We start from the raw sequence: 21,244 nt of genomic DNA, 5'->3' as shown, positions 1-21,244 counted from the left end.
GAATGCGATCTAACATAGATAGGCCGTGGTGTCCGCCCGTCAAACCCACCGATTTGTGATGGTTTTCGGCTTTTGACGCATGATAGCCTTGGGTGGCCTGAACTCCTGTCTTCCCGGCACCCTGCAACCCGGAGCACGATGCGCCTTCTGTCAGCCGCTGCATTCCTGACGCTCTCTGCCGCGGTGTGTGCCGCTGATGCGGCGCCGTTGCCGTCGCCGCATCAGGTCGAGATTCCCGTCAGCTCCGGCACCTTGCACGCGCAGCTCTACAAGCCCGTCGGCGACGGTCCGTTTCCGGTGGTGATCGCGCTGCATGGCTGCGGCGGCCTCGCCGGCCATTCCGGGCCGGTGCAGCGGCGCTACCGCGACTGGGCCGCCCCCTTGCTGAAAGGCGGCACAGCCGTGCTGCTGCCGGACAGCTACGGCTCGCGCGAGTTGGGGCCGCAATGCCGCGCCAGGGAGCGCGGCATCCTCGCCCGCCGCGAACGGGTGGCCGACATCATGGTCGCGCGGCACTGGCTGGCGCAACAGTCCTGGGTGGCGCAACACCGTATCAGCCTGCTGGGATGGGCGGAGGGTGCCAGCGCCTTGCTGTGGGCCGTGCGCCCGCAATCGCGCTGGCGCACCGCCGAGCCGGACTTCCGCTCGGCGATCGCGTTCTATCCGGACTGCCGGATCTCGTCGCGTCTCGGATGGAGCACGCGGGTTCCGACGCTGCTGCTGATCGGCGCCCGGGACGACATCAGTTCGCCGCCGGCCTGCCGCCTGATGATCGACGGCGCGCATGGGCGCAGCGCGCTGGCGCGGATCGTGGTCTATCCCGGCGCCTGGCACGATTTCGATCGCGCCAGTCTTCCGCTGCAGGCGATCGGCGGCGCGTCCGATCCGTCACTGCCCGAACGCGGCCATCTCGGCGCCGACCCGGCCGCGCGCGCGGACTCGGTGAGGCGCGTCACGGAATGGCTGGCAAGGTGAACTCTCTCGCGCCACGCGCGGTTGCGTGCGGAGGGGAGAAGAAAAGCGCATGAGTCTAAAACAGACTTCCCTGCCCAGCCGGCTTGACAACGCGCTTGGGCATCGCGCCCTTCGGCTCGCCCACCGCCGGCTTCACCGGACGTGTCGCGACCGGCCGGTCCGCGTCCGCGGTCGCGCCGACGCGGCCGTCGGCGAATTCGATGTTGAGACAGGCGCCCGGGCCGATCTCGGATGCGGCGTGGACGGGCTGGCCCCGCTCATCGCGCACCAGGGCAAACCCGCGCGCGAGCACGCCGCGATAGGATAGCGCCGACAACAACTGTCCGCTGTGGGCGACCCGCGCATCGAGCCGCTGCATCACGGTGGCGACCGCGCGCCGCGCGCGCTCGGCCAGCCGCAAGGTGCGTTCGCGCTGGCGCGCGATGGCTTGGCGCTGCGCCTGCGCATTGGAGAGCTTCGACGCTTTCAGGCGAACCTCGAGGCCGGCAAAACGATCGCGGCGACGGCGCACCAGCGACCGCGCGCCATTGCTCAGCCGCTCGCTGTTGATGGTCAACCGTTGCGCGGCGTGGCTGACCTGCGCGTGCAGGACTCTCAGCGTCAGTTTGGCGCTGCTCGCCGCAAAACGGCGGAAATGCGCGTGGGTATTGGCTTTCAATCCGCGGGGCAGGGCGCTCGCGGCGCCGTCCAGCCGCTGCCGCGGGATCGCCAGCAACTCGCCGGCAGCCGGCAGCGCCCGGGCTGCGGCGCGCAGCTCGTTGCGGCGGCCTTCCTGGGCGCGCTGCCAGCACAGCATGGTGCGCCGCGCCAGCGCGGACACCTCGACGAACAGTTCGGCGCGCACCGGCACCGCCATTTCGGCAGCCGCCGTCGGCGTCGGCGCGCGCTTGTCGGCGGCGAAATCGATCAGGGTGATGTCGGTCTCGTGGCCGATCGCCGAGATCAGCGGGATCATGCTTTCGGCGGCGGCGCGGACCACGATCTCCTCGTTGAACGACCACAGGTCCTCCAGCGAGCCGCCGCCGCGCGCGACGATCAGAAGATCCGGCCTTGGAATTCTGCCGCCTTCCGGCAGCGCATTGAAGCCGCGGATCGCGGCCGCGACCTGTTCGGCCGAGCCCTCGCCCTGCACCTTGACCGGCCATACCAGCACACGGCGCGGAAAGCGGTCCTGCAGCCGGTGCAGGATGTCGCGGATCACCGCGCCGGTCGGCGAGGTAACGACGCCGATCACCTCCGGCAGCCACGGCAGCAATTGCTTGCGCGCCTCGTCGAACAGGCCTTCGGCGGCGAGCTTCTTCTTGCGCTCTTCCATCAGCGCCATCAGCGCGCCGATCCCGGCAGGCTCGATCGCCTCGATCACGATCTGGTATTTCGACGAGCCGGGATAGGTCGTCAGTTTACCGGTGGCAATGACCTCCAGGCCCTCCTGCGGCTTGAACCGCATTCGGCCATGCACGCCCTTCCAGATCACCGCCTCGATCTTGGCGCTCTCGTCCTTCAGCGCGAAATAGCAGTGCCCGGAGGAATGCGGCCCGCGGAACCCGGAGATTTCGCCGCGCACCCGGACATGCCCATAGGCGTCCTCCACCGTCCGCTTCAACGCGGAGGACAGTTCGGACACCGTGAATTCCGGCGCGTTGAGAAGGGCTTCGGCTGCGGGCATTTGATCCATAGAATCGGGCTTTTTGGACCTGTGCGCAAGGGCTTGGCGCGACTCTCCAGGCCGGCAGGCACATATCCACATATGATCGGGGGTGTTTGTTGCGGCCCCCCGGCGCCGTGCTAAACCGTGAGCCTTATCGCGCGGCAACCCCCATCTGGCTGCATTCATGAACATCCTTCTGCTCGGTTCCGGCGGCCGCGAACACGCTCTGGCGTGGAAGATCGCGGCTTCGCCGCTGGTGACGAAACTCTGGTGCGCGCCGGGCAATGCCGGCATCGCGCGGGACGCCGAATGCGTGGCGCTCGATATATCGGATCATGGGGCGGTGATCGATTTCTGCAGGATCAACAAGGTCGATTTCGTCGTGGTCGGGCCGGACGCGCCGATCGCGGCCGGTATCGTCGACGATCTCAATGCCGCCGGCTTCAAGGCGTTCGGGCCGACCCGGGCGGCCGGGCAGCTTGAGAGTTCGAAGAGCTTCACCAAGGCGCTGTGCCGCGCCAACGCCATTCCGACCGCCGGCTACCAACACTTCACCGATGCGGACAAGGCAAAGGCCTATATCCGGGCGCAGGGCGCGCCGATCGTGGTCAAGGCCGACGGTCTTGCCGCCGGCAAGGGTGTCGTGGTGGCGATGACGGAAGCGGACGCCCTCGCCGCCGTCGACATGATGTTCGGCGGCGGTTTTGGCGAGGCCGGCGCCGAGGTGGTGGTCGAGGAGTTCATGGCCGGCGAGGAGGCCTCGTTCTTCGCGCTGTGCGACGGCGAGCACGCGCTGGAGCTTGCGACGGCGCAGGACCACAAGCGCGCCTTCGACGGCGACCAGGGCCCGAACACCGGCGGCATGGGAGCCTATTCGCCGGCGCCGGTGCTGACGGACGCGATCCGCGCGCAGGTGATGGAAGAGATGATCCATCCGACGCTGCGCGCGCTGGCCGCCATGGGCTCGCCCTACAAGGGCGTGCTCTATGCCGGGATCATGATCACGAAGGATGGTCCCAAACTCGTCGAATACAACGCCCGCTTCGGCGATCCGGAATGCCAGGTGCTGATGCTGCGGATGATGTCGGACATCGTGCCGGCGCTGATCGCCTGCGCCGACGGCCAGTTGAAGAATTTCAGCCTGCGCTGGTACGACGAGGTGGCGCTGACGGTGATCATGGCGACGAAAGGGTATCCCGGCGACTACGGCAAGGGTTTTGTCATTGATGGCCTCGACGATGCCGCGGGCGTCGACGGCGTCGAGATTTTTCACGCCGGCACCAAAGCCGACGGCGGCAAGATCCTCAGCAATGGCGGCCGTGTCCTGAACATCTGCGCCACCGGCAAGACCGTGACCGAGGCGCAAGGCCGCGCCTACGCCGCGGTCGACCGGATCAAATGGCCGGAGGGCTTCTGCCGCCGCGACATCGGCTGGCAGGCGGTGGCCAGGGAGAAGGCTGGCAAATAATCCCGTCATTCCGGACGACGCGCAAAGCGCGTCGATCCGGAATCCCGAGATTGTTTGGCTTCGTCGCCCCATCTCCGGATTCCGGGTTCGGCGCAGCGCGCCGCCCCGGAATGACGGCGTGAATCAGTTTCGTAGGGTGGGCAAAGCGAAGCGTGCCCACCGTCTTCGCTTCAACACCTGAGTGGTGGGCACGGCGCAAGCGCGCCTTTGCCCACCCTACGCAAGGACGACTAAAGCAAATCGCCGCCCGCCGCACTCGCCGTCGTCCCGTGCTCCTTGAACGCCTTGATGACGTTCTTGCCGATCTTCCACTTGTGCACCTCGTCGGGACCGTCGACCAGCCGCTGCGAACGCACCTGGGTGTACCACTTTGCCAATGGCGTATCCTGGCTGAAGCCGAGCGCGCCGTGCAGCTGGATCGCGGTGTCGATCACCTTGTGCACCATGTGGGCATGGAAGATCTTCGCGATCGAGTTTTCCTGGCGGATGTCGAGGCCCTTTTCCGCCTTGTAGGCGATGTGCAGCAGCATCAGCCGGCCGATATAGAGTTCGCTGGCGCAATCGGCCAGCATGAACTGCACGCCCTGGCGGTCCGACAGCAGCGAGCCGAAGGTGGAGCGCTGGGTGACATGGGCGACCGCCATGTCGAGCGCGCGCTGCGCCTTCGCGACATTGTGCATGCCGTGACGCAGGCGGCCATAGGCGAGGCGGTGCTGGCCCATGTTGAAACCGTTGCCTTCGCCGCCGAGCAGATTGTCGGCCGGCACCTTCAGGTCCTTGATTTCGATCTCGGAGTGGCCGCCATGCAGGATGTCGTCATGCGGACCCTCGATCGCCATGTTGGCGACGTTGCGCTTGATGATATAGCCGGGGTTCGGCAGTTCGACGATGAAGGTCGAATGCTGCTTGTGGCGCGGTGCGTTCGGATCGGTCCTGGCGACCACCAGCGCCAAGTCGGCGACGCTGGCCGAAGACGAGAACCACTTCTCGCCGTTGAGGATGTAATTCTCGTTGCCGTCCTTGACCGCTGCGGTCTGCATGCCCGTGGCGTCGGCGCCGGCCGCCTTCTCCGTCATCGAGAAGCAGATCCGCTTGTCGCCGTTGAGCAGCGGCTTCAGGAATTTTTCCTTCTGATACTCGGTGCCGTGGGCGAGGATCGTCATCATCGAGGCGTCGTCGGGCCCCTGGGTGTTCATCGACAGCGCGCCCAGCATGCTCTCGCCGAGTTCCATCTGCACCAGCGCGTTGGCGAGCGGGCCGAGGCCCATGCCGCCATATTCCTTCGGCACCCACGGACACCACAGACCCTGCGCGCGGGCCTTTTTCCGCAGCGGTCCCAGCACTTCGGCGAGCGGCTTGGTGTCGAGTTCCTTTTCCGCAGGGATGCATTCATCATGCACCCATTTGCGGACTTTTTCGCGGATCGCCTTGGCTTCGGCCGGAATCTCGAAATCGATCGACATGGCATTTCCTCATCTGGTTTATTGTTGACGTGCTTGAGCGATGGCATATATCCGCCGCGCGCCAGCGGCAACGGCAAACAATGTTTGAAGCATGATCGTCATACCCCGCGCAGGCGGGGTATCCCGTATGCCGCGGCGGTTGTTATTGATCGGAATGCCGGTGTTTACTGGATCATCCGCCGGAGCCTGCCATCGGGCGCGCATTCGCGCGACCCGGTGGCGGATGATGACGTCGAGGAAGACGGAAGAGTGTGAACATGCCCGATCTCGCCGACCTGTTTCCCGGATATTCCGCCGAATGGATCAACACCCGGTCGGGCCGCATTTTCGCCCGCGTCGGCGGCAAGGGGCCGCCGCTGTTGTTGCTGCACGGCTTCTCCGAAACGCATGTGATGTGGCACCGCGTCGCGCCGCAGCTGGCCGATCAATTCACGCTGATCATCGCCGACCTGCCCGGGTACGGCTGGTCGGACATGCCCGAAAGCGACAGCGAGCATACGCCCTACACCAAGCGCACGATGGCCAACACGATCGTCGACGCGATGGAGCAGCTCGGCCATGTGCATTTTGCACTGGCCGGCCACGACCGCGGCGGCCGCGTCGCCTATCGCCTCGCGCTCGATCACCCCGGGCGTCTGTCGCGGCTGGCGGTGCTCGATATCCTGCCGACCCTGGACTATTGGGAGCGGATGAACCGGCTCTACGCACTGAAGATCTACCACTGGACCTTCCTGGCGCAGCCGTTTCCGCTGCCGGAAACCCTGATCGGGAGTAACCCGGATTTCTTCCTCAAACAGAAGATGGCGAGCCAGACCAAATCGAAAGATCTCGACGCCATCGATCCGCGTGCGCTGGAGCATTACCTCGCCCCGTTCCGCGATCCCTCGCGGCTGCACGCGATGTGCGAGGACTACCGCGCCGGCGCCTATGCCGATTTCGAGATCGACAAGGCGGACCGGGATGCCGGCAAAAAGATCACCATCCCGATGCTGGCGCTGTGGGGCGATGCTGGCATCGCAAGTGCCGCAGCGACGCCGCTCGACACGTGGCGGAAGTGGGCGACCAATGTGCGGGGTGCGCCGGTCGATTCAGGGCATTTTCTGACGGAGGAGAATCCGGACGCGACGGCGAAAATGTTGAAGGAGTTTTTTGTGGCTGCCTGATTGAGGCGCAAATCGAGCACCACCACAACTCGTCATCCCATCGCAACAACACCATAGCAGGTGTTGCACTTGTTCTGTGAACCAAGGGGATCAGTACGCCGCGGCCTATCGGTTGAACTCTACCGTGGGATACTGGATCATCCGCTGGAGCCTGTCATCGGGCGGCGCGAAAGCGCCGACCCGGTGGCGGATGATGACAGCGTCGTGCGGCAGCGAGCCCTCACCGCCTCACCTTGAAAAAATCCTTCAGCAGCGTCGCCGCCTCGGTCTCGCCGACCGCCCCATAAACCTCCGGCACGTGATGACAGGTCGGCGACGCAAAGAACCGTACGCCGGACTCCACCGCGCCGCCCTTGGGATCGGACGCGCCGTAATACAGCCGCCGGATCCGCGCCAGCGAGATCGCGCCGGCGCACATCGTGCACGGCTCCAGCGTGACGTAGAGGTCGCAATCGACCAGCCGCTCGGTGCCGATCGCGTCGGCGGCCTGCCGCAGCGCCAGGATCTCGGCATGGGCGGTCGGATCGCGGTCAGTCAGGGTGCGGTTGCTGGCGGTGGCGATCACCTCGTACCCCCGGACAATCACGCACCCGATCGGGACTTCGCCGGCTTTTCCGGCGTTTTTGGCCGTTTTAAGCGCCAAATCCATGAAAGAAGGAACGGTGATGCCTCGTATCATCGGAAGAAACCTGCTATGAGAGCCGCATTCAGCAAAAGTGGATGCCGGTTTTGCGTGACAATGCGCCTTGAGCCAAGCGCGCGCGCGTACTCGCTATGACAGCCCGTCCACATCCGCCTGACCGCATTTCATTGAATACGAGAGACATTCATGCCCCGCGATAACGACAAAAACAACGATTCCCGCGGCCGGCGCGATCGCCCTTCCGGCGGCAAGGGTCGCTCCGGCGCGGCAAGGGGACCGGAGAAGAAATTCGCCAAGCGCGGCTTTGCCGGCAAGGACTTCGCTGGAAAGAGCGACGGCGCCAGGCCCGACGGCGAGCGGCGGCCCTATTCCGGAAAACCGGACGGCGCCAAATCCTTCGGCAAGAAACCCTATTCGGGCCCGGGCAAGCCCTATGCCGGCAAGCGCGAAGGTCCGCCGCCGCGCCGCGACGGCGATGCGCCCCGGCCGCGGTTTAACCGGGATGATCGCGCCGGCGGCGGCGAGAAGCGTCCGTATGCACCGCGCGGCGATCGCCCCGGTTTCAATCGCGATGACCGCCCCCGCGGCGACGGCGAGAAGCGCCCCTACACTCCGCGCGGAGATCGTGGCGACCGTGGCGATGCCCGTCCGGCCGCGCGCTTTTCCGACCGCAAGTTCGGCGACAAGAAGCCTCACACGCCGCGAGAAGGTGGCGGCGAGAAGCGCCCCTATACCCCGCGTGGCGACCGGCCGCAGGGCGATCGTCCCTATAGCGCGCGTCCCTCGCGCGAAGGCGATCGGCCGCGCGGTGACCGGCCCGAGCGAAAATTCGGCGGCGACAAGAAATTTTCGTCCCGTGGCGCGCCGGACCGTGGTCCGCGCAAGGATTTCGGCAGCCGCGACCGCAACAGCGGCCCGGGCGATCGTGGTCCGGATCGCGGCGAGTCGAAGCCGTGGCAGAAGCGCGATGCGTCTTCGCCCGACCATGCCGGCCGCAATTCGCGTCCGCCCCGCGACGGCGCGCGCAATTTCGACAAGCCCCGTTTCGACAAGCCTCGTTTCGACAAGCCCCGCGAAGAGCGCGGCGGCGCCGAGCGTCCGCGTTTCTCGCGCCCGCGCGAGGATCGTCCCCAGGGAGATCGTCCGTTCCGCGAGCGTCCCAAATTCGACCGTCCGCGCGAAGGCGGCAGCTCCTGGCAGGAGCATCCGCGCAGCGAGGCACCGGGAGAGAGGCCGCGCCGCGACAACGAGGACGACAGCAAGGTCTTCGCCAAACGCCCGGCGTTCGGCGGCCGCGGCGAATACCGCGAGCGCAAGCCCGAATTCGAAAAGCGCGCCGCCCGCCCGCCGCGCGAAAAGAAATCCGGCGAGCGCATCGCCAAGGTGCTGTCGCGCGCCGGTCTCGCCTCGCGCCGCGACGCCGAGGAATGGGTCGTGCAGGGCCGCGTCAGCGTCAACGGCCGCGTCATCAATTCGCCGGCGCTTGACGTCACCGAGAACGACGTCATCACCATCGACGGCAAGCCGTTGCCGCCGCGCGAGCGCACCCGCCTGTTCATGTTCCACAAGCCGCGCGGCCTGATGACCACCCATGCCGATCCGGAAGGCAGGCCGACGGTGTTCGACAATCTGCCGGAGGGCCTGCCGCGGCTGATCTCGATCGGCCGGCTCGATTTCAACACCGAGGGCCTGCTGCTGCTGACCAATGATGGCGGGCTGGCGCGCGCGCTGGAACTGCCCGACACCGGCTGGCTGCGGCGCTATCGGGTGCGCGCCCATGGCGAGGTGACGCAGGGCCAGCTCGACGAGCTGAAAAAGGGCGTCGAGGTCGATGGCGTCAAATACGGCCCGATCGATGCGACGCTGGAGCGCGACCAGGGCGCCAATGTCTGGCTGGTGTTCGCCATCCGCGAAGGCAAGAACCGCGAAGTCCGCAACGTGATGGCGCATCTCGGGCTCGAGGTGAACCGGCTGATCCGGATTTCCTACGGTCCGTTCCAGCTCGGCGAACTCGAGGAAGGCCAGGTCGAGGAGATCAAGACACGGGTGCTGCGCGAGCAGCTCGGCGAGAAGATCGCCGAACTCGCGGGCGCCGATTTCAACCGGCCGATGCCGGGCGAAGCCGGCGCCAAGGCTGACGACGAGGAGGCGCCGCGCGGCAAGAAGCCGTTCAAGCCGGCCGGCAAGAGCGGCCTGATCGCCGACCGCAAGGGCCGCCGCGTGCTGGTGCAGCGCACCGGCAGCGACGAAGCCCGCGCCCGCAACGAGGCCGAAGCGTCCGGCTACGGCCCGCCGCGCCGCCCGCAGCGCGGCTACCACGGCAAGCGCGATCTGAAGCCGCGGGACGAGTAAGGTCTTACGTGAGTTTGGAATCAAAGCCTGCGACGAGTCCGGTCTTACCTCTCCCTTTGGGAGAGGTCGAATTGCGAAGCAATTCGGGTGAGGGGTCACGCTCCACCGATAGACCGTACCCCCTCACCCCGACCCTCTCCCCATGGGAGAGGGGGCGCACCTCCGTTGCCCCGACACCGGAGGCTTCGCTTCGACACAAGGGACCCGCACTCTGATGCGCGTCGTTGGCGGACGGCTGAAGGGCCGCAATCTGGCGTCGCCGTCGTCGAACGACATCCGGCCGACGGCGGACCGTTTGCGCGAGTCGCTGTTCAATATCCTGATCCACGCCTATGGCGACCCGGTTCAGGACGCGCGCGTGCTCGACCTGTTCGCCGGCACCGGCGCGCTCGGCATCGAGGCGGTCTCGCGCGGTGCGTCGTTCGCGCTGTTCGTCGACAATGGCGCCGAGGCGAGGGCGCTGCTGCGCAACAATGTCGAGGCGCTGGGTCTCGGCGGCGTGACCAAAGTGTATCGCCGCGACGCCACCAATCCCGGACCGGCGCATCCGATGGAGCCGTTCTCGCTGGTGTTCCTCGATCCGCCCTACCGCATGAAGCTCGCCGAAAAATCATTGGCCGCGTTGCGCGACGGCGGCTGGCTGACGCCGGGCGCACTGCTGGTGGTGGAAGAGCACAAGGCGGCGGCGTTTGCCGCGCCGGAGGGATTCGAGGAGCTCGAGCGGCGGGCGTATGACGATACGGAATTTACGTTCCTGCGCTTCACTTCGTAGGGTGGACAAAGCGCAGCGTGCCCACCGTTTCCGACCCGTCCTCTGTGTGGTGGGCACGGCGCAAGCGCGCCTTTGCCCACCCTACCATTTTACTTACGTTCCTCACGTTTAAGGTAAATAATTACCGATTTCTTCATTGCATGGGGTTGTTTTCGATATTTTGAAAATGGGGACGTTTACCGTCTGCCGAACAGCTTCTCGATATCGCTCAGCTTCAGTTCCACGTAGGTCGGCCGGCCGTGGTTGCACTGGCCGGAATTCGGCGTGTCTTCCATCTCGCGGAGCAGCGCGTTCATTTCCTCCGGCTTGAGGATGCGCCCGGCGCGCACCGAGCCGTGGCAGGCCATGGTGGCCGCGACATGCATCAGGCGGCGTTCCAGCGGCAGCGCCTCGTCCCATTCCGCCATGTGTTCGGCGAGATCGCGCAGCAGCGAGCCGGCATTGGCCTTGCCGAGCAGCGACGGCGTCTCGCGCACCGCGACAGCACCAGGGCCGAAGGAGTCGATTGCCAGTCCGAACGTCGCCAGTTCCACGGCGCGATCGAGCAGTTGTTCGACGGTGGCTTCGTCGAGTTCGACGATTTCCGGAATCAACAAAATCTGTCGCTGCACGCCGTTGCGCGCCAGCGACGCCTTGAGCTTTTCATAGACGATGCGCTCATGCGCGGCGTGCTGGTCCACCACCACGAGGCCGTCGCGGGTCTGGGACACGATATAGGTCTCGTGAATCTGCGTCCGCGCCGCCCCCAGCGGACGGTCGAGCAGGTCGGCGGATGGCGCCTCCTGAAAGCGCACGTCGGCGGTCGGCGTGCCGACATCGAAGGCGGCCTGTCCGGGCTCGGCGAACGCGGTCGCCGCCGATCCCTCGAAGCCCGGCATCGGGCCGGACGGGTAGGCCGGCGAGCGCCGCCAGTCCCAATTGCCGGGCCGCGGCTCAAACGACGGGCGGAACGAGGCAAGGGCGGCGCCGTCGCTGTTGGCAGCGGTGCGCCGGCCCTCGCGCGCCAAACCTTCCTTCAGCGCGTGCACGATCAGGGCGCGGACCAGGCCGGCATTGCGGAACCGGACTTCGGTCTTGGCCGGATGCACATTGGCGTCGACCTCCTGGGTATCCAGCGTCACGAACAGCGCCACGACAGGATGGCGGTCGCGCGGCAGATAGTCGGAATAGGCCGCGCGCACTGCGCCGAGTATCAGCTTGTCGCGCACCGGCCGACCGTTGACGAACAGGTACTGCCCGAGCGCGTTGGCGCGGGTCAGCGAGGGCGCCGCGGCAAAGCCCTCGACCACCACGCCATCGCGCTCGCTGCGCACTTCGATGGCGCTGGAACGAAAATCCGCACCCAGGATATCGCCGAGCCGCGTCAGCCGTCCGGCGGCGCCGGGCAGGGCGGCGGCCCAGGTCACCGGCGCGCGTTCCTCGCCGGCCAGCGTGAAGGCGATATCGGGCCGCGCCATCGCGAGGCGGCGCACCACTTCGCGGATCGCCTCCGCCTCGGTGCGGTCGGTCTTGAGAAATTTCAGCCGCGCCGGCGTCGCGTAGAAGAGATCGCTGACCTCGACCCGGGTGCCCTGGCTCAGCGCCGCCGGCATGATCGCGGACTTGACGCCGCCTTCCACCGCCAGCGACCAGGCATGCGGCTCGCTTAGATGGCGCGTGGTGATCCCGAGCCTCGAGACGGCGCCGATCGAGGGCAGCGCCTCGCCGCGGAATCCGAGCGTGCGGATCCGCAACAGATCCTCATCGTCGAGTTTGGAGGTGGCGTGGCGGTCGACCGACAGCGCCAGATCGCCATGGGTCATGCCGCTGCCGTCGTCGGTGATGCCGATCCGCCGCCGTCCGCCGCCATCGGTGAAGATGTCGATCCGGCTGGCGCCGGCGTCGATGGCGTTTTCCACCAGTTCCTTGACCACGCTCGCCGGACGCTCGACCACTTCGCCGGCGGCGATGCGGTTGACGATCTGTTCGGGGAGCTGGCGGACAGGCATGGGGCGACTCGTGGAATGAAGCCCCAATCTAGGGGCTCTTGCCGGGTGAGGGGAGCCCGCGCAGGCGAAACTCCGCAACTCTCCCCGCTGTTATCGTATTCAGTCGTCGAATCCGCCGGAGCCGCGCTTCGACTTGACGTCGCTGCGGCGCTTCTTGCCTTCCAGCCGGCGCTGCTTCGAGCCGAAGGTCGGCTTGGTGGCGCGGCGCGGCACCGGCCGCACCATCGCTTCCCGCAACAGTTCGAGCAGCCGGTCGGTGGCGTCGGCGCGGTTGCGCTCCTGGGTGCGGAAACGCTGCGCATGGATCACGATCACGCCGTCCTTGGTCATGCGCTGGCCGGCGAGCCGGTTCAGCCGCAATGCGGCGTCTTCGGGGAGCGTGATGCGGCGCGTGTCGAAACGCAGTTGGGCCGCGGTCGAGAGCTTGTTGACGTTCTGCCCGCCCGGGCCGGAGGCACGGACGAAGGTAATCTCGATGTCGTTCTCGTCGATCGAAAGGTCGCGGGAAATCCGCAGCATGCGTCACCGGTGGCGCGAGCTTCCCCAAGCGGGAATCGGCTGATGCAGGATAGCGGGTTTGCTGGTGCCGCTGAAGTCGGCGTCTCCCCGGATGCAGCGCAGCGCCTGGCGTTTGCGTCGTGGCGCGCTGCCTTAGTTCTTCGCGGTGGGCGGGGTTGCCGCAGCCGGCTGGACGGCGGCCTGCGGGGCGCGGCCGACGACCACGGTGAGCAGGCCCTGCCCCCACAACCGCCGGGCGGCCTTTTTCGCGTCGTCCAGCGTCACCGCATCGACGATGGCGTTGCGTTTCTCGATGTAGTCGATCGGAAGCCTGTCGAGCTGGTACTGCAGCAGAGCCGAGGCCAGCTTCGAGGAAGTGTCGAGCGCCAGCATCTGCGAACCCTTGAGATAGGACTTGGCCTCGTCCAGTTCCTGCTGGGTCGGGCCTTCCGCCGCGATGTCGCGGATTTCCTTTTCGATGGCGTCGACGGTCTCGCCGGCGCGGTCGGCGCGGGTACCGGTGGTGCCGATGAAGATGGCGGAGTGCTCCATCCACAGCAGCGATTCATTGACCGAATAGGCCAGGCCGCGCTTCTCGCGGACTTCCCGGTAGAGCCGCGACGACAGCCCGCCGCCGCCGAGAATGTGGTTGACGATATAAGCGGCCATGAAATTCGGATCATTGCGCTTGATGCCGGGGCCGCCGAACGTCACCACGGTCTGCGGCACGTCGAGCGGAATGAAGGCGCGCTGCGGCGGCTTGGCGGCATCCACCTCGGCCACTGGCGTCAGTTTTGCCCTGGCCGGCAATCCGCCGAAGGTCTTGTCGAGCAACTGGCCGAGCGTGGCCGGGTCGACATCGCCGACCACGGCAATCCGCAACGTATCCTTCGCCAGCACGCGGCGGACGTAGTCCTTCATGTCGGCGGTATCGATCAGGGGTACGCTTTCCAGCGTGCCCTTGGCCTGGCGGCCATAGGGATGCTCGCCGAAGGCGACCTGCAGGAACTTGCGGCTGGCCAGCGCCGAGGGATTGGAAGAGTCGCGCCGCAGCCCCGAAGTGATCTGCGCGCGGATGCGTTCGACATCGGCGCTGTCGAAGCGCGGCGAGGTCAGCGCCAGCCGCAACAGGTCGAAGGCTTCGTCCCTGTTGTCCTTGAGCATGCGCAGCGAGCCGCGGAAATAATCCCGCGTCGAGTTGAAGCTCAGCTCGATGGCGCGGCGCTCGAGCCGCTCCCGGAACGTCTTGGAGTCCAGTTCGCCCGCACCCTCGTCGAGCAGGCTGGCGGTCATGTTGCCGACGCCGGGCTTGTTGGCCGGATCCTGCGTTGCGCCGCCGCCGAAGGCGTATTCCATCGCGATCAGCGGCACGGTGGCATCCTGCACGAACCAGGCTTCGATGCCTCCCGGCGAGACCAGATGCTGGATTTTGGCCGCGGCGTGCGACGGCACCGGCGTCAGCGACGTGATCGCGACGCAGGCGACCGCCGCCAATGCAAACCGACGCGCGAAAATCCCGAACGATGGGGCGAAATGGTTCACGAACGCTTCTCCTCGCGCTTGGGCGCGGTATCCTTGATCAGATAGCCCGTCACCGAGCGGTTCTTCTCGAGCCATTTTTGCGCGGCCTCGCGAACCTGTTCGGCGGTGACGGCACGAATGCGATCGGGCCAGGCCCGGATGTCCTCGATGCTGAGGCCGGAAGTCAGCGCGCCACCGTACCAGCGCGCCAGCGTCGCCTGATTGTCCTGGGCGTAGATCGCCTCGGCGATCAATTGGGTTTTGACGCGCTCCAGATCTTCCGCCCGCGCCGGGTTCCGTCCGACGTCCGCGATCACCTCGTCAATCACTTGCTCGATTTGCGAAAAATCCACGCCAGGCTTCGGCGACACCGCGATCACGAACTGCGTCGCATCGAGCGCGGTGCCCTGGTAGCCGGCGCCGGCGGTGACCGCGAGCGGGCGGTCGATCACCAGGGCTCGATAGAGATAGGAATTGGCGCCGCCGCCCATCAATTGCGCGAGCACGTCGAGTGCTGCGCTTTCGCCCGCCGCGGCGGTGTTGGCGGACGGCACCAGATAATAGCGCCGCACGCTGGTCTGTTCGACCCGGGGGTCGGACAACGTCACGGTACGCGGGGCCGCGGGCACCGGCTCCTGCGGCCGGACGCGCCGGGCGGGGATGTCGGGCCGGGCCGGGATGTCGCCATAGGCCTGCTCGACCATCGGGCGGATCTCGCCGGGCTCGACGTCGCCGGCGATCACCAGGATGGCGTTGTTGGGCGCATAGAAGCGCTTGTAGAACGCCAGCGCATCCTCGCGGTCGAGCTTCTCGATTTCCTGGCGCCAGCCGATCACGGGACGGCCGTAGGGATGGTTGAGATACAGCGCCGCCAGGATCTGCTCGGTCAGCCGCGCATCGGGGTTGTTGGCGACGCGCATGTTGAATTCCTCGAGGACGACGTCGCGCTCGGGCAGCACGTTTTCGTCCTTCAGGACGAGGCCGGTCATGCGGTCGGCCTCGAATTCCATCATCTTGGCCAGCTGATCGCGTGGCACACGCTGGAAATAGCCGGTGTAATCGGTCGAGGTGAACGCGTTCTCATTGCCACCGACCTGGAGCACGGTTTTGGAAAACCGGCCGGCCGGATGCTTGGAAGTGCCCTTGAACATCAGATGCTCGAGAAAGTGGGCGAGGCCGGATTTACCCGGCGTTTCGTCGGCGGAGCCGACCTTGTACCAGAGCATGTGGGTGACGACCGGCGTGCGGCGGTCCGGGATCACCACGACCTGCAGGCCGTTGCGAAGCGTGAACGTGGTGGGACGCTCCGACGTCACCGTGGTCTGGGCGCGAACCGTGCTTGCGGAAAATGCCAGTGTCAGGAACAGCGCGGCTGAGAGCGAAACGGCGAAGCGGGGTATGGACATCATGACCTGTCTGGCGCGCATTCCGTGAAAGTCGGTACCGGCTTTGCGACAGGAATACGCGCAAATGAGAAGCTTGCAGCGCGAACGGAAATGTCTGGACAACGCTGCGGCACGGTACACCGGGACAACACCGGCGGGCGTCACGAAGCCGAGAGGTTACAATAGATTAAGGCAGCGCCTATTCGCCATACTTGCCCGCAGCCGGGTTGTATTCCTTGTTCATCGATTCCTTCGGCCCGGTGCCATAGGCGAAGTTCGGCGACGGCGTCTGGTATCCGCTCGGCGGCTGCGTCAGCGATTCGCGGGTCGGCTCACCCTTGAACGGCGCGGTCTCGGTCTTGCTGCCGCCGAACAGGCCGCTGAAGCCGCCCTTGTAGCCGAGTTCCGAAGGGCTCAGGAGCAGGTTGCTGTTGGTGGCGCCGGGCTGGATCGGGTCGCTGTTGGTGCGGGCGGTACCGGCGGTCTTGCCGGCGGCCAGTTCCGCCGGAGTCAGGATGCGGGAGGCTTCCCGGGGGTCCTTGTTGTCCTTCTTGCGGGCTGCGGCCGCGGCCTTGCGCCGTTGCGCGTCGGGGTCCTTTGGCCAGTTCGGCGCGGGCACCTCGGCCGCCGCGGATGCCGGCGGCGGCAGATCGAGCCGGGGGGGTACCACCAGCGGCGACCGCTCGCGATACTCGATGCCGCGGTTCTCCATGTTGGTGCCGCCGATGCCGGCCATGATGCCTTCGATGATCTTCTCTTCGAAGGTCTTTTCGTCCTCGTCGTCGTCGGCGCGGGCGGCGCCCGCAGTCACCACAAGGCCGATGCCCAGCACGGCGACGGCGAGTTTCAGCCCCCGCCAACGGGTCCTCAATGGGTTCTGCACAATCCGGAAGCTGGCTTCGGTGTCGCGCATCACGCTGTTCCTGTTCAAAAATCTTCCGCTGGGGACGCCGATCTGAGGCGCAAAACTCCGCTCCGGCCCGCAGGGCTCGTATCAGCCGGGATCAGGGCGCTTTTGCGGCGGGTACCCCCAGGAAGGAATCATACAGCAGGGCCGCTACCCCGGCAACAATCGCCACGTCGGCAAGGTTAAACACGTACCAATTGAAGGTTTTTCCGCCGATCTGAACGTGGAACAGGGCGAAATCGACCACTGCGCCATAGGCGAAGCGGTCGATGCCGTTGCCGATGGCGCCGCCGATGATCAGGCCGAGGGCGATCGTCGCCAGCAGGGTTTGCGACCGTGCCATCCAGACCGCCAGCACCACCACCGCCACCGCCTTGATCAGCATCAGTCCAACCTGGACCCATTGGCTTTCGCTCTGGAACCACCCGAAGCTGATCCCGACATTCCAGGCCAGCACGAGGTCGAAGAACGGGGTGACCCGCACCGCGCCGCGGCGGGCGATGTCGAACACGAACAGCAGCCAGAGTTTTGTGGCCTGGTCGAGCACCAGGGCCGCGACGGCGGCGATCAGACCGGAGCGGAGGTGGGGGGTCATGGCGTAATGGCCAAGACGAAACACGTGGTCGTCCCCGCGATCGCGGGGACCCATACTCCGTGTCGCTGCTGATCTGGAAGGTGGCCGATCATCGTCTTGTATTCACCTCGGACGCCCGGGATTATGGGTCCCCGCCTTCGCGGGGACGACGATAAAGTATTGGACAACCAGGAGACTACACGCTCACGCCCAGCGCCTTCCATTCCCGCAGCGCCCTGGCGTCGCGCGGCGACACATCGGGATACTCGGCATCCTCGCCGACATCTTCCGAGATCTTCCACGACCGCGCGCATTTGATGCCGACGGCTTTCTCGACCACGACGGCGACACCTGGCACGTCATTGAGCCGGAATGCGCCGGCCGGCGCGTCGTCATTGGTCGCCATCGCGTTCGAGGTGATGAATACCTCGGCGAGATCGACATCGAACAGGGTGTTGAAGATATTCTTGTCTGAGACGTAGACCAGCGGCGACGCCTCCAGCGAGGAGCCGATGGTCTTGGCGGCGCGCTCGAGTTCCAGCGCGCCGGTCACGACTCGGCGGACGTCGCGGATGGTCTCCCATTTCGCCGCCAGAGCGTCGTCGCGGAACGCCTCGAACTCCGTCGGGAACAGCGTCAGATGCACCGAGGGTTCGGCGTCGGGCCGGTACATCCGCCACGCTTCCTCGGTGGTGAAACTCAGCACCGGCGCCAGCCATTTCAGGATCGCGTCGCAGATGGTGTCGATCGTGGTCAGCGCCGCCTTGCGCGCCGGCGACGAGGGCGGATCGCAATACAGCGTGTCCTTGCGGATATCGAAATAGAACGCCGACAGTTCGGTGTTCATGAACGCCGAGAGACTCGCCACCACGGTCTTGTAGTCGAATTCAGCGTAGGCCTTGCGCACGATGGCGGCCTGGCCGGCGAGCTGATGCAGCATCAGCCGCTCCAGCTCGGGCATGTCGGCGTGTTCGATCCGGTCGCCGGGCGCGAAATGCGCCAGCGTGCCGAGCATCCAGCGGATCGAGTTGCGCAGCTTGCGGTAGGTCTCGATGGTGTTTTTGAGGATTTCCGGGCCGATGCGCTGGTCGTCGGCATAGTCGGTGGCGCAGACCCACAGCCGCAGGATATCGGCGCCGGAATCCTTCATCACCTTTTGCGGCTCGACGGTATTGCCGACCGACTTCGACATCTTGCGGCCGTTCTCGTCGAGCGTGAAGCCGTGGGTCAGCACCACGTCGAACGGCGCGCGGCCGCGGGTGCCGCAGCTCTCCAGCAGCGACGACTGAAACCAGCCGCGATGCTGGTCGCTGCCTTCCAGGTACATCACGGTATCGGCGCCGCCATCGACCTTGCGGACAATATCGCCGAGCTGCGGAAAATGCTGACGGTCTTCCAGCACGAAGGCATGGGTCGAGCCGGAATCGAACCAGACGTCGCAGATGTCGTCGACCTTCTTCCAGTCCTCGGCCGCACGGGCCCCCAGAAAGCGTTCGCGAGCGCCGTCCATGTACCAGGCATCGGCGCCTTCTTCCATGAAGGCTTCGGCAATGCGTTGATTGACAATTTCGTCCTGCAGTATTTCGGCCGAGCCATCGCTCTTTTCGCGCACGAACACCGCAATCGGCACACCCCAGGCGCGCTGGCGCGAGATCACCCAGTCGGGTTTGCTGTTGACCATGCCGTTGATGCGGTTTTGGCCCGACGGCGGCACCCACTCGGCGACCGAAATGGCGTGCTGCGCGCGGGCCCGCAACGTGTCGCCCGGCTTCGCCTTGCCGTTATCGGCGACATCCTGGTCCATCGCGATGAACCATTGCGGGGTGTTGCGGAAGATCACCGGCTTCTTCGATCGCCAGGAATGCGGATATTGATGCTTGAGCCGGCCGCGCGCCAGCAGCATGCCGCGCTCGACCAGCGCCTTGATCACCGCCTCGTTGGCGTCGCCCTTTTCGCCCTTGTCATTGATGACGCGTTTGCCGGTGAAGCCCGGCGCGTGATCGGTGAAGGCGCCGTTCTCGTCGACGGTGTAGGGGATGGTGGTGTTGATGCCCCGCGACGCCAGATCGCGGCCATTTGCCATCCAGACCTCGAAATCCTCGCGGCCATGCCCCGGCGCGGTGTGCACAAAACCGGTACCGGTATCGTCGGTGACGTGGTCGCCTGGCAGAAGCGGCACGATGAATTCGTAGCCGCCGCTGATGCCCTTCAGCGGATGGGCGCATTCCACCGCGTCGAGCGTGTCGGCCGGCAGATCGCGCACCTTTTCATAGGCAGTGACCCGCGCCTGCTTGAACACGCCTTCCGCCAGCGCATCGGCCAGTATCAGGAGATCGCCATTCCTGGCCCAGTTGTCGCCGGGCGCATCGGAAACCTTGTAGAGCCCATAGGAAATTTTCGGCGAGAAGCTGATGGCGCGGTTGCCGGGCAGCGTCCAGGGCGTGGTGGTCCAGATCACGACGCTGGCGGCGGCAAGCGCGCCGAACGCCGGGGACACGACTGGAAACTTCACCCACACGGTATCGCTGGTGTAATCCTCGTATTCGATCTCGGCCTCCGCCAGCGCGGTCTTCTCCACCACGCTCCACATCACCGGCTTGGAGCCGCGGTAGAGCAGGCCGTTGGCGGCGAACTTCATCAATTCGCGCGCGATCTGCGCTTCGGCGGCAAAGTCCATCGTGGCGTAAGGGTGATCCCAGTCGCCGATGATGCCGAGCCGCTTGAATTCCTCGCGCTGCACGTTGAGCCATTTTTCGGCATAGGCGCGGCATTCCTTCCGAAACGCCACCATCGCGGTGGAATCCCTGAAGTCCGGCTTCTGCTTGCCCTTGGAGCGGTAGTTCTCTTCCTCGATCTTCCATTCGATCGGCAGGCCGTGGCAGTCCCAGCCCGGCACGTAATTGGAATCGAAGCCGAGCATCTGCTGGCTCTTGGTCACCACGTCCTTGAGGATCTTGTTGAGGGCGTGGCCGATGTGGATGTTGCCGTTGGCGTAGGGCGGGCCGTCATGCAGGACGAATTTGGCACGACCGGTGGCAGCCTCGCGCAGCTTGCCGTAAAGGCCGATCTCGCTCCAGCGCTTGAGGATTTCCGGCTCGCGCTGCGGCAGGCCGGCGCGCATCGGGAATTCCGTCTGCGGCAGGAACAGGGTTTTTGAATAGTCTGTAACGTCGGACTTTTGCGGCTTCTCGGACATGAATGCTCTGGTCTGGGCTCAAGGGGCGCTGGAACGCGATTCATCGCGGATGAATGGATAAGGTCCCGGTCTTGCGCCGAGCCTAAGCTCAGGCGGAAGCCGGGCCGCTAATGGGGATGGTGCGCCGCGCAAACATGGTGCTTTCCATAGCAGCCGGAGGGGGAAATCGCAAAGGCCTGCCGAGCCTTGAACTTCGATAATTGGACTTCGATAACAAGACGTTTCGCAAAAAAGAGGGATTTGGAGATGGTTGATGTCCGAAGCCTTCATTCCGGGATAGTGCGCTGGCATCAGATCCTGAATTTTGACTTTCCGGGCTGGATGGGAGCCCTTTATCGCCGGTCATGGGCCGGACCCGCTGGCATCGTCTTTTCAGATTCAATTTTCATGGAACAGAGACATGGCTTGGCAATCTCGCGGCGCGTTGCGCCCGAGGTTTGCCGGAAACTCGCCGCCCTCTCCAATCAGAGGGCGCGGGGAATGCCGGGCGCCCGATGCGCCCGATAGCCACGTGTGCAACGGGTAGTGGTAGAGCGCACACGTGTTGTCTGGTCACACCGGAATCACCCGGCACTCCCCGCGCGATGGTTTAGGCTTATACGTGGTCTCCCCGGTGATCGGCTTTCTTGCCACCGTCGCTTGCGGGACTGACCGCAAGCTTGACACCAGCACCGAGGTGTCAGGACCGCAC

Annotated in this window: 15 protein-coding genes; 5 read left to right on the top strand and 10 right to left on the bottom strand. The window is 65.7% G+C overall.

Annotated features, from left to right (window positions below; all coding sequences use genetic code 11):
• The first annotated feature begins 138 nt into the window (after positions 1-138).
• A complete protein-coding gene (locus tag Q8R73_RS20360) occupies positions 139-975 on the top strand; it encodes a dienelactone hydrolase family protein (protein ID WP_305721346.1) in 837 nt (278 codons plus the stop codon).
• Positions 976-1,030: 55 nt separating this feature from the next.
• Here the strand turns inward: Q8R73_RS20360 and xseA are convergent, their stop codons facing one another.
• On the bottom strand, positions 1,031-2,641 hold the full coding sequence (gene xseA, locus Q8R73_RS20355; protein WP_305721345.1) for an exodeoxyribonuclease VII large subunit: 1,611 nt from the start codon (positions 2,639-2,641) through the stop codon (positions 1,031-1,033).
• Between the two features lie 166 nt (positions 2,642-2,807).
• Here xseA and purD point away from each other — a divergent pair, with 166 nt between their 5' ends.
• Complete coding sequence (purD, locus tag Q8R73_RS20350) at positions 2,808-4,091, top strand: phosphoribosylamine--glycine ligase (RefSeq protein ID WP_305721344.1); 1,284 nt, start codon at positions 2,808-2,810, stop codon at positions 4,089-4,091.
• Positions 4,092-4,321: 230 nt separating this feature from the next.
• Here purD and Q8R73_RS20345 read toward each other — a convergent pair whose 3' ends face one another.
• On the bottom strand, positions 4,322-5,554 hold the full coding sequence (locus Q8R73_RS20345) for an acyl-CoA dehydrogenase family protein (RefSeq protein WP_305721343.1): 1,233 nt from the start codon (positions 5,552-5,554) through the stop codon (positions 4,322-4,324).
• A gap of 257 nt (positions 5,555-5,811) precedes the next feature.
• Between Q8R73_RS20345 and Q8R73_RS20340 the strand changes: the two genes are divergently transcribed.
• The gene (locus Q8R73_RS20340) at positions 5,812-6,717 is read left to right on the top strand and encodes an alpha/beta fold hydrolase (RefSeq protein ID WP_305721342.1); all 906 of its coding nucleotides are present in this window, start codon (positions 5,812-5,814) and stop codon (positions 6,715-6,717) included.
• A 220-nt stretch (positions 6,718-6,937) separates the two neighbouring features.
• Here the strand turns inward: Q8R73_RS20340 and Q8R73_RS20335 are convergent, their stop codons facing one another.
• Positions 6,938-7,396, bottom strand: coding sequence for a nucleoside deaminase (locus Q8R73_RS20335; protein WP_305721341.1), 459 nt, complete (start codon positions 7,394-7,396; stop codon positions 6,938-6,940).
• Between the two features lie 150 nt (positions 7,397-7,546).
• On the opposite strand from Q8R73_RS20335, the gene Q8R73_RS20330 reads away from it, so the two are divergent.
• Together Q8R73_RS20330 and rsmD are read left to right on the top strand one after the other, a co-directional pair.
• On the top strand, positions 7,547-9,712 hold the full coding sequence (locus tag Q8R73_RS20330; protein WP_305721340.1) for a pseudouridine synthase: 2,166 nt from the start codon (positions 7,547-7,549) through the stop codon (positions 9,710-9,712).
• Between the two features lie 214 nt (positions 9,713-9,926).
• Positions 9,927-10,484, top strand: a complete 558-nt coding sequence (gene rsmD, locus Q8R73_RS20325) for a 16S rRNA (guanine(966)-N(2))-methyltransferase RsmD (protein WP_305721339.1) — start codon at positions 9,927-9,929, stop codon at positions 10,482-10,484.
• A 176-nt stretch (positions 10,485-10,660) separates the two neighbouring features.
• Here rsmD and mutL read toward each other — a convergent pair whose 3' ends face one another.
• The 7 genes from mutL to ileS form a co-directional block, all read right to left on the bottom strand.
• The gene (gene mutL, locus Q8R73_RS20320) at positions 10,661-12,472 is read right to left on the bottom strand and encodes a DNA mismatch repair endonuclease MutL (protein ID WP_305721338.1); all 1,812 of its coding nucleotides are present in this window, start codon (positions 12,470-12,472) and stop codon (positions 10,661-10,663) included.
• A 99-nt stretch (positions 12,473-12,571) separates the two neighbouring features.
• Positions 12,572-12,991 carry an alternative ribosome rescue aminoacyl-tRNA hydrolase ArfB gene (gene arfB, locus Q8R73_RS20315; RefSeq protein ID WP_305721337.1) on the bottom strand — a complete coding sequence of 140 codons (420 nt, stop codon included), beginning with the start codon at positions 12,989-12,991 and terminating at the stop codon, positions 12,572-12,574.
• A gap of 132 nt (positions 12,992-13,123) precedes the next feature.
• Positions 13,124-14,587: a pitrilysin family protein gene (locus Q8R73_RS20310; RefSeq protein ID WP_305721336.1), complete on the bottom strand. Its 1,464-nt coding sequence runs from the start codon at positions 14,585-14,587 to the stop codon at positions 13,124-13,126.
• The gene (locus tag Q8R73_RS20305; RefSeq protein WP_305721335.1) at positions 14,509-15,900 is read right to left on the bottom strand and encodes a pitrilysin family protein; all 1,392 of its coding nucleotides are present in this window, start codon (positions 15,898-15,900) and stop codon (positions 14,509-14,511) included. The genes Q8R73_RS20310 and Q8R73_RS20305 overlap by 79 nt, the downstream gene beginning before the upstream one ends.
• Positions 15,901-16,075: 175 nt before the next feature.
• On the bottom strand, positions 16,076-16,789 hold the full coding sequence (locus Q8R73_RS20300; RefSeq protein WP_305721334.1) for a hypothetical protein: 714 nt from the start codon (positions 16,787-16,789) through the stop codon (positions 16,076-16,078).
• 91 nt (positions 16,790-16,880) lie between these two features.
• Positions 16,881-17,378: a signal peptidase II gene (gene lspA / locus Q8R73_RS20295; RefSeq protein ID WP_305721333.1), complete on the bottom strand. Its 498-nt coding sequence runs from the start codon at positions 17,376-17,378 to the stop codon at positions 16,881-16,883.
• A 175-nt stretch (positions 17,379-17,553) separates the two neighbouring features.
• Positions 17,554-20,553, bottom strand: a complete 3,000-nt coding sequence (gene ileS / locus Q8R73_RS20290; protein ID WP_305721332.1) for an isoleucine--tRNA ligase — start codon at positions 20,551-20,553, stop codon at positions 17,554-17,556.
• Positions 20,554-21,244 lie beyond the last annotated feature (691 nt).

It is taken from the genome of Bradyrhizobium sp. (assembly GCF_030697065.1).
Lineage (GTDB): Bacteria > Pseudomonadota > Alphaproteobacteria > Rhizobiales > Xanthobacteraceae > Bradyrhizobium.
This window is presented reverse-complemented; position numbering and strand designations above follow the sequence as displayed.